We start from the raw sequence: 15,458 nt of genomic DNA, 5'->3' as shown, positions 1-15,458 counted from the left end.
GGGGTGGCGAGCCAAAGAGAACGGGCAAGCACGTTCACCGGGCTGAAAAGAAAAAACCGGCAGCCAAGGCTGCCGGTTTTGCGGGTAATGATGAGGGGTAACGACGGTAAAGGTTACTGCAACACCACGTGCTGGAACCCTTGTACCAGGCTGATGACTGGCTGGGGATAGAGCCCCAGCAACACCACCAGTGCGGCAGAGAGCAGTACTACCACGCCGCCGGAGGAGAGTGCCCAGTCGGCGCTGGCATCCCGCTGCTGCATACCCGGCTCGCGCATATAGAGGGTCACCATCACCTTGAGGTAGTAGTAGAGACCCAGTGCGCTGCCGAGCACGATGGCACCGGAGAGCCACCAGAGCTGGGCCTCGACGGTCACGCCGATGAGGTAGAACTTGCCGATAAAGCCCAGGGTCATCGGGATGCCTGCAAGGGAGAGCATCATCACCGTCATAACGGCAGTGAGGTAAGGGCGCTTCCAGAACAGGCCGCGATAGCTGTGCAGGGAGTCTGCATCCTTGCCGCGATAGGGGCTCGACATCATGCTCACTACGCCAAAGGCACCCAGGCTGGTGAACAGATACATCAGCAGATAGACCCCGGCCGCTTCCACCGGCATCTGGCCGATACGGCTCGCCACGATCACTGCCAGCAGGTAGCCGAAGTGGGAGATGGAAGAGTAACCCAGCATCCGCTTGATGTTGGTCTGCACCAGTGCCAGCAGGTTGCCGACAAGGATGGAGATGACCGCCATCGCCGCCAGCAGCCAGTGGATCATGGGATCGCTCGCCGCCGGTACCGCCAGATAAAAACGCAGCAGCACGGCAAAGACCGCGACCTTGCTGACGGTGGCGAGGAAAGTGGCGACCGGTGCCGGAGCACCTTCATAAACATCCGGGGTCCAGAGGTGGAAGGGGGCCAGGGAGAGTTTGAAGGCAAAGCCGACCAGCATTAGCCCCAAACCGCCCATCAGCAGCGGATGGTGAGCCGGGCTCTGGGCCAGGGTCTGCCCCAGGGCGGCAAAGCTCAGGCTGCCAGCCTGCGCGTAGAGCAGCGCCATACCAAACAGCAAGAAGGCGGTGGCGGCGGCAGAGAGCACCATGTACTTCACCGCAGCTTCCAGCGAATGGCGCTCACGGTAGGCATAACCCACCAGACCGAACATCGGCAGGGTCAGCATCTCGATCCCGATAAACAGGGAGGCGAGGTGGCGGGAGCAGGCCAGCACCAGACCACCAGCAGTGGCGATCAGCAGCAGCAGGAAGAACTCCTCCCGGTTGTCCGGGTAGGCTTTCAGCCACGACTGGCCGAAGGTACAGGTGGCCAGCGCACCGATCAGCACCAGTCCCATGTAGAAAACGGCATAGCCATCTACTTGCAGCAGCGGGGTAACCCCCTGATCCCCCTGCGCCATCACGATGGGCAGGGAGAACAGCGCCAGATTGAGGCCAACAATGGTCACGGTAAAGGCGGTGGTGACACAGCGGCGCCAGGCGATGGCCAGCATCAGGGCCGCCATGGCCCCGGTGGTCAATAGCAGGGGAAGCAGTGCCAGCAGTTGGGAAGCGGAGAAAGTCATTGCAGGGCTCCAGCAGTCGGCAGCAGATACCAGTGCAGCACGTTTATAAGGCTGCTGCTGGCGGTATCAATCACGGGTTGGGGATAGAGGCCAAGCAGTACCAAGAGACCTGCGATCACCATCATCATGGTCAGCTCGCGGCGATCCAGTCCCTTGAGCACGCTCTCATCCTTGGCGGGGCCAAAGCAGGCGCGCTGCAACATGATGAGGGAGTAGACCGAGGCCAGGACCAGACCGAAGGTGGCGACCGCTGTGATGACCGGGGCCACCTGGAAGCTGCCGACCAGGATCAGGAACTCGCCGACGAAGTTGCCGGTACCCGGCATGCCGAGCGATGCCACCGAGAAGAACAACATCACGCCGGGCAGATAGCGCAGACGGCCCCACAGGCCGCCCATCAGGCGCAAGTCGCGGGTGTGCAGCCGCTCGTAGAGCTGACCACACAGGATAAAGAGACCGGCGGCAGAAAGACCGTGGGCGATCATCTGCACCACGGCGCCCTGCAGGGCCACTTCGCTACCCGAGTAGATGGCGATCATCACAAAGCCCATGTGGGAGATGCTGGTGTAGGCCACCAACCGTTTGATGTCGGTCTGGCCGAACGCCACTATGGCACCGTAGACGATACCGATCAGGCCCAGCACCATGGCGTAGGGGGCAAATTCGGCAGAAGCTTCGGGGAACAGCGGCAGGGCAAAGCGCAGCAGACCGTAGGCGGCGGTTTTCAGCAAAATACCGGCCAGGTCCACCGAGCCTGCGGTTGGCGCCTGACTGTGGGCATCCGGCAGCCAGCCGTGCAGCGGCACCAGCGGCATCTTGACCGCGAAGGCGATGAAGAAGCCCAGCATCAGCAACCACTCAACGCTGTTGCTCATCGGGGTGTTGAGCAGGTCCAGATAGTTGAAGGTGTAGACACCGGTGGCATGCTGGTGGGTCAGCACCAGCCCGATGATGGCTACCAGCATGATCAGGCCACTCACCTGGGTGTAGATAAAGAACTTGGTCGCGGCGTTGATCCGTGATTTGCCGTCAGTGACCGAGTGGCCCCACAGCGCAATCAGGAAGTACATGGGGACCAGCATCATCTCCCAGAAGAAGAAGAACAGGAACAGGTCCAGCGCCATAAAGACGCCGAGCACCCCGCCCAGGATCCACAGCAGGTTGAGGTGGAAGAAGCCGATGCGCTGCACGATCTCTTTCCACGAACAGAGGATGGCCAGCACCCCGATAAAGCAGGTGAGCATCACCATTAAGAGCGACAAGCCATCTACCGCCAGATGCAAAGAGATGCCGAAGCGGGGGATCCACGGCAGGCGCCACTCGGCGGCCCAGGCGGAGGCGGCACCGGTGACGCCAGCGCTGTCGAGACCGGTCGTGGCAAGCGAGAAGTCACTACCGAGCCAGATGGCGCAGGAGAGCAGCAGGCTGGCGCTCATGGAGATGAGGGCTACCCAGCGGACAAACTGCCCGCCGAGACGCTCCATCTGCCAGCAGAGCAAGCCGCCGATAAAAGGAATTAGCAAGATCCAGAGTAAGGTCACGGTATCAGCTCTCGTTCAAGTTCATATGAGATTGCGCTCCCTGTTCCATCAGGGAGAGCAAACAGCCTGGCTGTATGATTGTCCGGTTGTTCATCGTGTTACCCCAGCAGCAACAGCGCCAGCACCAGCACGGCACCGATCCCCATGGAGGCGGCATACCAGCGCAATTTGCCGGTCACGGTCCAGGCCAGCAGCTGGTTGCCACGCAGGGCAAACCAGGCGGGCAGCTCCATGGTGCGGTCCAGCGGATCCCGGGCCAGCAGCTGGGTAGCCAGCAGATAGGGTTTGACCCACAGCTGGTCATAGAGCCAGTCAAAGCCCCAGGCGTTGAACCAGAGGGGGCTGAGCAGGCGGCCCGGCGCACTGTTGGCAATCGAGGTGGCCAGTCGGCGCTCACCGAGGAACAGCAAGGCCGCCAGTGCAATGCCTGCGATGGCGATGATGCCGGAGGCTACCTCCAGTGCATGGCGACCCTCTTCGATATGGTCCCCCGGGCCTGCCGGCAGTACCCCGGCCAGCGGCGGGGTGATCAGCGCCCCAATGCCGGTAGAGAGCACCAGCAGCACCAGCAGCGGCAAGTGGTGAGCCAGACCGTGGCCCGCGTGGGCTTTGGTCTGCTCTTTGCCATGGAAGGCGATAAAGATCAGCCGGAAGGTATAGAGCGAGGTGAGGAATGCCCCCACCAGACCCGCCCACAGCAGCGCGCTTTGGCCCGAGGCTGCTACTTGCCACAAAATGGCGTCCTTACTGTAGAAACCGGAGGTGACCAGCGGCAACGCCGCCAGCGCGGAGCCACCCACCAGGAAGCAGGCATAGACCAGCGGCAGGCTCTTGCGCAGGCCACCCATCTTGAAGATGTTCTGCTCGTGGTGGCAGGCGACGATGACGGCACCGGCGGAGAGAAACAGCAGCGCCTTGAAGAAGGCGTGGGTCATCAGGTGGAAGATGGCCCCTTCCCATGCGCCGACACCGAGTGCCAGGAACATGTAGCCAATCTGGCTCATGGTGGAGTAGGCGAGGATCCGCTTGATGTCGGTCTGAACCAGTGCGGCAAAGCCTGCCAGCACTAGCGTGATGGCGCCAACCAGACCGACCAGATGCAGCACCTCAGGCGCCAGCAGGAACAAGCCGTGGGTACGGGCAATCAGGTAGACACCGGCGGTCACCATGGTGGCGGCGTGGATCAGTGCAGAGACCGGGGTCGGGCCAGCCATTGCATCCGCCAGCCAGGTTTGCAGCGGCAACTGGGCCGATTTACCGACCGCACCACCCAGCAGCATCAGGCAGGCCAGCGACAGGGCAGGGGAGCCCTCGGCAAACATGGTGGGCGCCCGCACCAGCAGTTCGTGGATATTAAGGGTGCCCAGTTCCTGGTAGAGGATAAACAGGCCGATGGCGAGGAACACATCACCCACCCGGGTCACGATAAAGGCCTTGAGGGCCGCCGCGCCGTTGTTGCGATCCTTGTAGTAGAAGCCGATCAGCAGGTAGCTGCACAGCCCCACCCCTTCCCAGCCGAGGTAGACAAACAGCAGGTCATCGGCCAGTACCAGAAACAGCATGCTGGCGATAAAGAGGTTGGTGTAGGTGAAGAAGCGGGAGTAACCCTCTTCTCCGCGCATATACCAGGAGGCAAACAGGTGAATGAAGAAACCGACCCCGGTCACCACCCCCAGCATGGTCAGCGACAGGCCATCCAGTGCCAGCGAGAAGCTCGGGGTAAAGTTGCCCACCGCCATCCATTGCCACAGGCGCTGGACATAGACGCCCCCCTCGGGCGGGTTGCCCAGAAAGTCGATGCCCACCCACAGGGTGGTGAGGGCCGACAGGCCAATGGAGCCCACCCCGATCTGTGCCGAGGTACGCTCGCCAAACCGGCCGAGGGAGAAGGCCAGCACCAGCCATCCCAGCAGCGGAAATAGAAAAGTCAGGTATAAGAGGCTCATCCGCGCATCTCGCTCACAATGTCCACGTTCAGGGTGTGGTAACGACGATAGAGCAGCAGTAACAGGGCGAGGCCGATACTGGCCTCTGCTGCTGCCAGAGAAATCACCAAGATGTACATGATCTGGCCATCGGCCTGGGCCCAGCGGCTACCCGCCACCACAAACGCCAGTGCCGAGGCATTCATCATGATCTCGATACTCATCAGGATGTAGAGCAGGTTGCGGCGGATCAGCAGACCGCACAAGCCGATGCAGAACAGCACCGCGGCCAGCAAAAGTCCGTGCTCCATAGGGATTCCATTCATTGCTGATCTCCTTCTTGTGCAGAGCGGGATGCTGCGCGAGGGACCGAGAGCACTTCACCGTTCTTCTCTTCCCGGCCCAGATGGTAGGCGGTTACCAGACCGGCCAGCAGCAGGATGGAGGCGAGCTCGACGGCCAGTACATAGGGGCCAAAGAGCTCGATACCGACCTGCTTGGCGGTCACCTCGGTCACCCCGATCAGGCCCCCGGTCACCCCGAGAATGCCGTGGGCCAGAAAGCCCAGCAGCACCAGTGAGAGCAGGGCAGGGCCGACCCAGGTCATGGGGGTAAGCCAGGTCTTCTCCTGCACTTGCGCAGTTCCCAAGTTCAGCATCATCACCACGAACACGAACAGCACCATGATGGCGCCTGCGTAGACGATCACCTGCAGAGCGCCCGCAAAGGAGGCGCCCAGGCAGAAAAAGATCATGGCCACGGCGATGAGGGAGATGATGAGATTGAGCAGCGCATGCATCGGATTGCTGGTGCTGATCACCCGCAGCGTGCTGTAAATGGCCACCAGGGCCGAGGCATAAAATGCCAGTTCCATGATTGACTCCTCAGGGCAGCAGGCTCTTGACATCGATGGGTTTGGCTTCGTGTTCGGCATCCCCTTTCGGTTTGCCGTCGATGGCCATCCCGCTCATGCGATAGAAGTTGTAGTCCGGATATTTGCCGGGCCCACTGATCAGCAGATCTTCCTTCTCGTACACCAGATCCTGGCGGCGATACTCACCCATCTCGAAATCCGGCGTTAGCTGGATGGCGGTGGTGGGGCAGGCCTCTTCGCACAGGCCGCAGAAGATGCAGCGAGAGAAGTTGATGCGAAAGAACTCCGGATACCAGCGGCCATCTTCCCGCTCGGACTTTTGCAGCGAGATGCAGCCAACCGGGCAGGCGACCGCGCAGAGGTTGCAGGCCACACAGCGCTCGTCTCCGTCGGGGTCACGGGTCAGCACGATGCGCCCGCGGTAGCGGGGGGCCGCATAGACCGCCTCTTCCGGATAGCTCAGGGTTTCACGGGGCCGCCAGGCATGGGAGAAAACCATGGCCAGGCTGCGTAACTGGGTGCCGACACCCTGAATAATGCTAAAAATTTTCATATTGAGTGCCTCACTGCGTACTTATCAGTACAACTGCCGCGGTGATCAGCATATTGATCAAGGTCAGCGGCAAGCAGACTTTCCAGCCAAACGACATCACCTGGTCAAAGCGCGGGCGAGGCAGGGAAGCCCGCAGCAGGATAAAGAACACCATGAAACAGGCGGTCTTCAGGGCAAACCAGATGAAGGGGGGCAACCAGGGGCCATGCCAGCCACCGAAGAAGAGGGTCACGATGAGCGAAGAGATCAGCACTATGCCGATATACTCGCCCACGAAGAAGAGACCCCACTTCATCCCCGCGTACTCGATGTGATAGCCATCGGCGAGCTCCTGCTCGGCTTCTGGCTGGTCAAACGGGTGACGGTGGGTGACGGCGACACCGGCAAACAGGAAGGTGACAAAGCCCAGGATCTGGGGCACCACGTTCCACAAATCTGCCTGTGCCTCGACGATATCCCGCAGGTTGAAGCTGCCGGTCTGGATCACGATCCCCATCAAGGAGAGGCCGAGAAACACCTCGTAGGAGAGGGTCTGGGCCGAGGCGCGCAAGCTGCCGAGCAGGGAATATTTGTTGTTGCTCGACCAGCCGGCGAACAACACCGCATAGACCGCCAGCCCCGCGATGGCCAGGATGTAGAGCAGCCCCACGTTGAGATCCGCCACGCCCCAGGTGGGGGTGATGGGCACCACCGCAAACGCCAGAATAAAGGCGGTGAAGGCGATGATGGGGGCCAGGATAAAGATCCGGCGATCGGCGAACGGCGGGATCCAGTCCTCCTTGAAGAACATCTTGATCATGTCGGCGGCCAGCTGGAGCAGGCCAAACGGCCCGACCCGGTTGGGGCCGTAGCGATCCTGCCACAGGGCCAGCAGACGGCGCTCGATGAAGCTCATGAAGGCGCCAGCCCCCACGATCCCCACCAGCACTATCAGTGCCTTGCCCACCTCCAGCAACAGATCGATCAGCGACTCGCTCATGCGATCACCTCCTGCAGGTTAGTGATTGAGGCTTGTTGCAGGGCCGTGGGTAGGCCGTTCACCCCAAGGGGGAGCCCCACCAGACCGGCGCTCAGCTGTGCACTAAGACGCAAGCGCAACTGCCAGTGGCTACCGCCCCAGGAGAAGGAGACCTGACTGCCCCCATGGAGGGCCAGACGCTGCGCATCAAGGGGGTTGAGCACCAGCTCGGGTTCGTTCATCCGGGCCTGAATGACCGGGCTGCGGGCCGACAGCTCCTCGCCGCCAAACAGCTGGGCATAATTGACCACCTGCAGCGCCTCTGCGGCCTTGAAGGGGGCGGGGATGGTGGCAAACCAGCCGAGTGGCTCCTTACCTTCTGTTTGCTGGTCGTTTACTTCCAGCAGACGGCGGCCCGGATCGCCAGCACGCAGATGACCACCGACTTCATCCTGGAACTTGTTCCAGGCGGAGGGGGAGTTCCAGCCTGGTGCCCAGGCAAAGGGCACTTGCGGCATGTTCTGGCGGGCACCGGCATACCCTTCCATGGAGAAGTTGAAGGGGGAGTCGGGATCCTGCGCCACCCGTGGCTCGCTGACGTTCTGATCCGCCAGCATGGAGGTGCGACCGCTGTAGCGGTGCGGCTCGCGGGCCAGCCGCATGCCACGGATGCGCAAGCCCGCGTTGGGCGCCGCTTCCAGCATGGTGGCCAGCAGCGGATGGCTGGTGGCGCAGTCATGGCTGATCTGCTCATAGGTCTGCCAGCGCAGCGGCTTGTGCTCGAGCGCCCCTTGCAGCGCAGCCAGCCAGCGCCACCCTTCACGCACCTGAATGTCGGCGTTGTAGAAGGCGGGGGCATAGACCTGGAAGAAGCGCTGGGCGCGCCCTTCCATATTGACCAGGGTGCCATCGGCCTCGGCAAAACTGGCCGCTGGCAGCACCAGATCAGCCTTGTTGGCAGTCAGGGTCGCCTGATGGTCGATGACCAGCAGGTGTTGCAGTCGGGCCAGTGCAGCGTCCACCCGGTTGCGCGGTGCGCGGCGGTAGAGATCGTTCTCCAGGGTTACCAGTGCCAGTCCATCTTCCGCCTCGATTCGCTCGAAAGCGGCTTCGAGCGGCTTGGCTGACAGTGCTTGAGCGCCCAGCATGGCCAGACCCAGTGAGTTGGCCTCTTGGCCAACCAGCGCGATGCTGGCTTCCTGGCCACGGCCTTTCAGGGCGCGGGCAATGTTGCTGGCCGCGTCGACCAGCGCCACATCGTGGGCACTTGAGCCTGCAATGATAAGCGGCTTTTTGGCGTTGCCCAGCAGCTCGGCCCAGCGAGCCGCTTGTGCCTGCTGCTCGGCGCCGAGATCTGTCACGGCCGGTGCGGCCGGGTCGAGCAGGTTGGCGATGGCAAAGCCAAGGCGCGCCTGATCGGCATAGGGGGCGTGCAGCTTGTCGGCCGCCACATCGTCAAGACGGGTGGTGTCGAGACTGGTGATCAGCAGCGGGTAGCGCTCGTTTTGACCCAAGGTCTGAACGGCGGCAACCTGCCACAGATCTACCTTCATCTTGCGGGCCAGTTCGCGGGCCTTGCCCTTGACCGCCTGACGCAGCGCCAGTGCGATACGGGCGGCGCTCATGGTGACATCTTCGCCGAGCACCAGAATGGCATCGGCCTCTTCCATGTCCCGCAGGCTCGGGGTCGGCACGCCACCCTGTTGCAGGATCTGCAGCATCTTCAGCTGACAGGCCCACTCGGCCTGCTCGACGCCTGCGTAGAAGTTGGCTTCACCCACCAGCTCGCGCAGGGCAAAGTTGCTCTCCAGCGAGGCGCGGGGCGAGCCGATGCCGATGACGCCGCTGGCGGTGCGCAGGGCATCGGCGGCGCGGTTGAGGGCGCCATCTACCGTGATGGTCAGCTGGTCGCTGCCATCTTTGAGCAGTGGCTGACGCGGGCGATCCGCCAGATTGACATAGCCATAGCCAAAGCGGCCACGGTCACAGAGGAAGTAGTGGTTGAGGCTGCCGTGGAAGCGGTTCTCGATGCGGCGCAGCTCGCCATAACGTTCACCGGGGCTAATGTTGCAGCCCACGGAACATTGCTGGCAGATGCTGGGGGCAAACTGCATGTCCCACTTGCGGTTGTAGCGCTCGGAGTGGGTCTTGTCGGTGAAGACGCCGGTGGGGCAAACCTCCACCAGGTTGCCGGAAAATTCGCTCTCCAGGGTGCCATCTTCGACCCGGCCGAAATAGACGTTGTCATGGGCACCGTAGACACCCAGATCCTCGCCACCGGCATAATCCTTGTAATAACGGACGCAGCGATAGCAGGCGATGCAGCGGTTCATCTCGTGATTGATGAAAGGCCCCAGCTCCTGATTCTGGTGGGTGCGCTTGGTGAAGCGGTAACGACGGCTGTTGTGGCCAGTCATCACCGTCATGTCCTGCAGGTGGCAGGCACCCCCCTCTTCACATACCGGGCAGTCGTGGGGGTGGTTGGTCATCTGCCACTCCACCACGCATTTGCGAAACTCTTTTGCCTCTTCATCTTCGATGGAGATATAAGTGCCATCGGTAGAGGGGGTCATGCAGGACATGACCAGACGGCCGCGCTTGTCGTCGGCATTCTGATACTGCTTGACCGCACACTGGCGGCAGGCGCCGACGCTACCCAGCGCCGGATGCCAGCAAAAATAGGGGACGTCCAGCCCTAAGGAGAGACAGGCTTGCAGCAGGTTGTCTGCCCCGTCCACCTCGTACTCTTTACCGTCTACATAAATGGTTGCCATACAACTTCCCTGAAACCTGTTTTGTGAAATCTGTGGTTTTTTACCAGCGCTCGCCCAGCAGATTGGGCTGGATCCCTTTAAATGGCTTGTGGTTGTCACCAGCGCCCTTGATCCCGGCCTCGAATTCGGAGCGGAAATATTTGATTGCGCTGGCGAGCGGCTCGACGGCGCCAGGAGCATGGGCACAGAAGGTTTTGCCCGGCCCAAGGAAATTGCAAAGTTGCTCGAGCGTAGCTAAATCGCCCTCTTGCCCTTCACCACGCTCCAGTGCCCGCAGCAGTTTGACGCTCCAGGGCAGGCCGTCGCGGCAGGGAGTACACCAGCCGCAGGATTCGCGGGCGAAGAACTCCTCCATGTTGCGCAGCAGGCTCACCATGCTGATGGAGTCATCCACCGCCATGGCGAGACCAGTCCCCATCCGGGTGCCGACTTTGCCGATGCCGGCGGTATACATCCGGGCATCGAGGTGTTCTGGCAGCAAGAAGCCGGTACCCGCACCGCCCGGTTGCCAGGCTTTCAGGCGATAGCCGCTCTTCATGCCGCCGGCATAGTGTTCAAACAGCTCGCGGGCGGGGATGCCAAAGGGCAGCTCCCAGACTCCGGGGTTGTTCACCTTGCCGGAAAAACCCATCAGCTTGGTGCCGTGATCTTCCGAGCCCGGCAGCGCCAGCCCCTGATACCAGGCCACCCCGTTGCCGATAATGGCGGGGACGTTGCACAAGGTCTCGACGTTATTGACGCAAGTGGGCTTGCCCCAGACACCGGAGACGGCAGGGAAGGGGGGCTTGGCGCGCGGGTTGGCGCGGCGCCCTTCCAGCGAGTTGATCAGTGCCGTCTCTTCGCCACAGATGTAGCGACCGGCGCCGGTGTGGACGAACAGCTCGAAGTCAAAACCCGAGCCGAGAATGTTCTTGCCGAGCAGGCCAGCTGCTTTTGCCTCTTCTACCGCCCGGCGCAGGTTGATGGCGGCATCCACATATTCGCCGCGCAGGAAGATGTAACCGCGATAGGCCTTGAGGGCACGGGCCGAGATGATCATCCCCTCGATCAGCAGATGGGGCAGTTGCTCCATCAGCAGGCGATCTTTCCAGGTGTTGGGCTCCATCTCGTCGGCGTTGCAGAGCAGGTAACGGATGTTCATGCTCTCATCTTTGGGCATCAGCCCCCACTTCACCCCGGTGGGAAAGCCAGCGCCGCCGCGCCCCTTGAGACCAGCATCCTTGACGGTGCTGACGATCTCGTCCGGGCTCATCTGGCCGAGCGCTTTGCGGGCCGCGTCATAACCCTGCTTGCTCTGGTATTCATCCAGCCACACCGGCTGGCCGTCGTCCCGCAGCCGCCAGGTGAGCGGATGGGTTTCGGCGGCGCGAGCAGTGCGGTTGGCGGTGCCAAGAGAGGCGAGAATTTTACTCTGAGGCTGGCTCATTGATACGCCTCCAGGGTTTTCAGCAATGTCACCGGATCGAGGCCGCCGTAGGTGTCGTCATCGATCATGATGGCCGGCCCCTTGTCGCAGTTGCCAAGGCAGCAGACCGGCAGCAGGGTGAAGCGGCCATCTGGCGTGGTTTGACCGGGGCCGAGGTTCATCACCTCTTTGAGACCGGCCATCAGCTCTTCATGGCCATTGATGTAGCAGACCATGCTGTCGCAGACCCGGATGATGTGGCGCCCCACTGGCTGGCGGAAGATCTGGCTGTAGAAGGTGGCGACCCCCTCGACATCGCTGGCGGGAATGCCCAGCTCGGCCGCGATGGCATGAATAGCACCGTCGGGTACCCAGCCGCGAGCCTGCTGCACGATCTTGAGCGCTTCGATACTGGCGGCGCGGGGATCTTCGTAGTGGTGTTTCTCGTGTTCAATGGCATCGCGTTCAGCCTGGCTCAGAACGAAATCGCTCTGTTTGCTGCTGCAAGCCCCTTGCCCCTTTGGGGTCTGATTATTGTGACACTGACATTGCTGGCTCATGACTTGACCTTTTGTGGCTTGTCCTTTAACTGCGAGTCCTGTTGTCTCGTAATCGGTGGCTGTCCCCATCAGGTGGACACCCAGCGGTTACTTAACGGTCCACATCCGACATAACGAAATCGATACTGCCCAGGTAGGCAATGAGATCCGACACCATGCTGTTCTTGATCACCGAGGGGATCTGTTGCAGGTGAGCAAAGCTCGGGGTGCGGATCCGGGTCCGGTAGCTCATGGTGGAGCCATCGCTGGTCAGGTAATAGCTGTTGATCCCCTTGGTCGCCTCGATCATCTGGAAGGATTCTGCGGCCGGCATTACCGGGCCCCAGGACACTTGCAGGAAGTGGGTGATCAGGGTCTCTATATCCTGCAGAGTGCGATCTTTGGGCGGCGGGGTGGTGAGCGGGTGATCCGCCTTGAAGGGCCCCTCCGGCATGTTATTCACACACTGCTCTATGATACGCAGGCTTTGGCGCATCTCTTCGAGGCGCATCATGCCGCGGTCGTAAACATCACCATTGGCACCGACCGGCACCTCGAACTCGAACTGGTCGTAGCCCGAATAAGGGCGCCATTTGCGCACGTCGAAGTTGAGGCCGGTGGCGCGCAGACCGCCCCCGGTGACGCCCCACGCTAATGCCTGCTCTGTGGTATAGGGGGCGACGCCTATGGTGCGGCCGCGCAAGATACTATTGCGCATCGCCGCTTTTTCGTAATCCATCAGCCGCTTGGGCAGCCAGTTCAGCAGGTTCTCCTGGATGAGACGAGCCCAGCCTACCGGCAGATCGTGCGCCACGCCGCCAATACGGAACCAGGCCGGGTGCATGCGGGCGCCGGTGATCGCTTCGATGATGGTGTAGATTTTTTGCCGGTCGGTGAAGGTGAAGAAGACCGGGGTCATGGCCCCCACGTCCTGAATATAGGTACCGAGGAACAAGAGGTGGCTCTGGATGCGGAACAGCTCCGCCATCATCACCCGGATCATGTCGACCCGCTGCGGCACCTTGATGCCGGCCAGCTTCTCGACTGCCAGCACGTAGGGGAGGTTATTCATCACTCCGCCCAGATACTCGACCCGGTCGGTATAGGGAATGTAGCTGTGCCAGGACTGGCGTTCGCCCATCTTCTCGGCACCGCGATGGTGATAGCCAATGTCGGGCACGCAGTTGCGGATCTCTTCGCCATCGAGCTGCAGCACCAGCCGGAAGGCGCCGTGGGCCGAGGGGTGGTTGGGGCCGAGGTTGAGGAACATGTAGTCCTCGTTCTCGTTACCACGGGCCAGGCCCCACTCTTCCGGTTTGAACAGCAGGTTCTCCTGCTCCATGTCCTGTTTGGCGGCATCGAGCATGAAGGGATCAAATTCGGTAGCACGCGCCGGATAGTCTTTGCGCAGCGGGTGACCCTGCCAGTTCTTGGGCATCATGATGCGAGTCAGATGGGGGTGGCCGTCGAAGGTGATCCCCATCAGGTCCCACACTTCCCGCTCATACCAGTTGGCATTGGGGAAGTGGTTGGTGATGGTGGGCAGGTGCAGATCGCTCTCGGCCAGCGCCACTTTCAACATCACATCGGCGTTACGGTCGATGGAAATGAGGTGATAGAAGACGGTGAAATCGCTGGGGGGCATGCCGTCGCGATGGCTGCGCAGCCGCTCGTCGGTGGCGCTGAGATCAAACAGCATCACGAACGGAGAGGGCACCTTGCGCAGGAAGCCAATCACATCCTGCAGCAGTTCGCGAGGGAGCCAGACCACCGGCACGCCAGTACGGGTGCTTTGCACAGTGAAGTGCTCGGCGCCGAAGTGAGCAAACAGTTCGCCAATGATTTTGGCATCTTTGTGGTCGCTGGGTTGCCACTGGGCCATGGCGTAATTGCTGGGAAAATCACGAGTCAGTTTCATGGTCAGATCTCATCCGGCGTGCGCAGGTTGGTCACATTGATCCGTTCGCCGCGCTTGCGCTCTTTTTCGGCCTGCATCTGGGGACGGTAGATCCCCTGATCGCCCACCGTCCAGGAGAGGGGGCGGCGCTCTTTGCCGATGGAGTCCTGCAGCAGCATCAGGGCTTGCAAAAAGGCTTCGGGACGCGGTGGGCAACCCGGAATGTAAACGTCGACCGGCAGGAATTTGTCCACTCCCTGCACTACCGAGTAGATGTCATACATGCCGCCGGAGTTGGCACAGGCCCCCATGGAGATCACCCACTTGGGTTCGAGCAGTTGCTCGTACAGGCGCTGGATGACTGGTGCCATCTTGATGAAGGGGGTCCCTGCAATCACCATAAAGTCGGCCTGACGGGGCGAGGCACGGATAACTTCGGCACCGAAGCGGGCTACATCGTGGGGGGAGGTGAAGGCGGTACACATCTCCACGTAGCAGCAGGAGATACCAAAGTTGTAGGGCCAGAGGGAGTTCTTGCGGCCCCAGTTGACTGTGTCTTGCAGCACCTCCTCGAGGCGGCCCATCATGATGCCGCGGGTCGCTTCTTGCGCCAGCGGATCATCGACGGTCTGGCGCTGTTCCTGGGGGTAGCGCTCAACTGGCGCATCCGGGTCAATCCGGGTCAGGGTGTACTTCATGGTGCAACCTCAAGGAAAGGGTCTGTGGTTCAATCAGTTTTTTTATCGTTCAGCTGTGGCTTGCGTGGCGACCACTCCAGGGCACCGATGCGCCATAGGTAGATCAGACCGATTAAGAGCAGCGTGATGAAAATAGCGGCTTCAATAAAGCCGACCCAGCCGGTTTCGCGCACCGAGACGGCCCAGGCGAAAAGATAGAGTGCCTCGACGTCGAAGATGACGAAAAACATGGCAACCAGATAGAACTTGGCGGAAAAACGCAGGCGGGCAGTGCCAACCGAGTCAATGCCAGATTCGAAGGGCTTGTTTTTGGCGCGACCATAGGCGCGTCCCCCCAGCAGAGCGGCGAGACCTATCATCGTCAAACAGATAGCGATGGCACCTATGACATAAATGGCAAAAGCCCAATGTTGAGCAGAAATATCAGCAAACATAGAGGTTTTTCCTAACCAAATTAATCATGCGACTTAACAATAACGTTACGCATTATGACACTTTCGCACTGATTTACATGTCATTTTTACGGGTTAATTATTAATCTGTTAACTGGAAATTAAATTCTGTTAAGGAGCGCACTTTTTTACTGGTTATGGCAGGCAGGAAAGGCTCGGAAAGAGCAGAAAGCTGCTCCTCGTAATCACCTGAAAGGGAGCCATGTCGAGAGTGAGGCCGGGTCAGATTGGCATCGCAGGTAGGGAGCATAGGTGGGCGAAGAGC

The 15,458-nt window shown here is 60.9% G+C and carries 13 protein-coding genes; all 13 read right to left on the bottom strand.

The window, feature by feature from the left end; translation table 11 throughout:
- Positions 1-113: 113 nt before the first annotated feature.
- Positions 114-1,577, bottom strand: a complete 1,464-nt coding sequence (gene nuoN / locus ACY8FN_RS16255; RefSeq protein ID WP_463100593.1) for an NADH-quinone oxidoreductase subunit NuoN — start codon at positions 1,575-1,577, stop codon at positions 114-116.
- Positions 1,574-3,118 carry an NADH-quinone oxidoreductase subunit M gene (gene nuoM, locus ACY8FN_RS16250; RefSeq protein ID WP_463100592.1) on the bottom strand — a complete coding sequence of 515 codons (1,545 nt, stop codon included), beginning with the start codon at positions 3,116-3,118 and terminating at the stop codon, positions 1,574-1,576. Before nuoM ends, nuoN begins: the two co-directional genes overlap by 4 nt.
- A 98-nt stretch (positions 3,119-3,216) precedes the next feature.
- Positions 3,217-5,064 (bottom strand): NADH-quinone oxidoreductase subunit L, encoded by a 1,848-nt coding sequence (gene nuoL, locus ACY8FN_RS16245; protein WP_463100591.1) that lies wholly within the window; start codon positions 5,062-5,064, stop codon positions 3,217-3,219.
- Positions 5,061-5,369: an NADH-quinone oxidoreductase subunit NuoK gene (nuoK, locus tag ACY8FN_RS16240; protein ID WP_042019042.1), complete on the bottom strand. Its 309-nt coding sequence runs from the start codon at positions 5,367-5,369 to the stop codon at positions 5,061-5,063. Before nuoK ends, nuoL begins: the two co-directional genes overlap by 4 nt.
- Positions 5,366-5,917 carry an NADH-quinone oxidoreductase subunit J gene (gene nuoJ, locus ACY8FN_RS16235; RefSeq protein ID WP_101316562.1) on the bottom strand — a complete coding sequence of 184 codons (552 nt, stop codon included), beginning with the start codon at positions 5,915-5,917 and terminating at the stop codon, positions 5,366-5,368. The genes nuoK and nuoJ overlap by 4 nt, the downstream gene beginning before the upstream one ends.
- A gap of 10 nt (positions 5,918-5,927) precedes the next feature.
- A complete protein-coding gene (nuoI, locus tag ACY8FN_RS16230) occupies positions 5,928-6,470 on the bottom strand; it encodes an NADH-quinone oxidoreductase subunit NuoI (protein WP_463100590.1) in 543 nt (180 codons plus the stop codon).
- Between the two features lie 10 nt (positions 6,471-6,480).
- Positions 6,481-7,449: an NADH-quinone oxidoreductase subunit NuoH gene (gene nuoH / locus ACY8FN_RS16225; protein WP_042019045.1), complete on the bottom strand. Its 969-nt coding sequence runs from the start codon at positions 7,447-7,449 to the stop codon at positions 6,481-6,483.
- Complete coding sequence (nuoG, locus tag ACY8FN_RS16220; RefSeq protein WP_463100589.1) at positions 7,446-10,202, bottom strand: NADH-quinone oxidoreductase subunit NuoG; 2,757 nt, start codon at positions 10,200-10,202, stop codon at positions 7,446-7,448. Before nuoG ends, nuoH begins: the two co-directional genes overlap by 4 nt.
- A gap of 40 nt (positions 10,203-10,242) precedes the next feature.
- Positions 10,243-11,628: an NADH-quinone oxidoreductase subunit NuoF gene (gene nuoF, locus ACY8FN_RS16215; protein WP_101346856.1), complete on the bottom strand. Its 1,386-nt coding sequence runs from the start codon at positions 11,626-11,628 to the stop codon at positions 10,243-10,245.
- Positions 11,625-12,167, bottom strand: coding sequence for an NADH-quinone oxidoreductase subunit NuoE (gene nuoE, locus ACY8FN_RS16210; RefSeq protein WP_101316557.1), 543 nt, complete (start codon positions 12,165-12,167; stop codon positions 11,625-11,627). The genes nuoF and nuoE overlap by 4 nt, the downstream gene beginning before the upstream one ends.
- A gap of 91 nt (positions 12,168-12,258) precedes the next feature.
- Complete coding sequence (gene nuoC / locus ACY8FN_RS16205; protein ID WP_463100588.1) at positions 12,259-14,064, bottom strand: NADH-quinone oxidoreductase subunit C/D; 1,806 nt, start codon at positions 14,062-14,064, stop codon at positions 12,259-12,261.
- Positions 14,065-14,066: 2 nt separating this feature from the next.
- On the bottom strand, positions 14,067-14,741 hold the full coding sequence (locus ACY8FN_RS16200) for a NuoB/complex I 20 kDa subunit family protein (RefSeq protein ID WP_042019050.1): 675 nt from the start codon (positions 14,739-14,741) through the stop codon (positions 14,067-14,069).
- 29 nt (positions 14,742-14,770) lie between these two features.
- The gene (locus ACY8FN_RS16195; RefSeq protein ID WP_101316552.1) at positions 14,771-15,175 is read right to left on the bottom strand and encodes an NADH-quinone oxidoreductase subunit A; all 405 of its coding nucleotides are present in this window, start codon (positions 15,173-15,175) and stop codon (positions 14,771-14,773) included.
- Positions 15,176-15,458 lie beyond the last annotated feature (283 nt).

It is taken from the genome of Aeromonas sp. 160P (genome assembly GCF_055193095.1).
The sequence above is the reverse complement of the archived record's forward strand: the minus strand, read 5'-3'. Positions and strand labels throughout refer to the sequence as shown.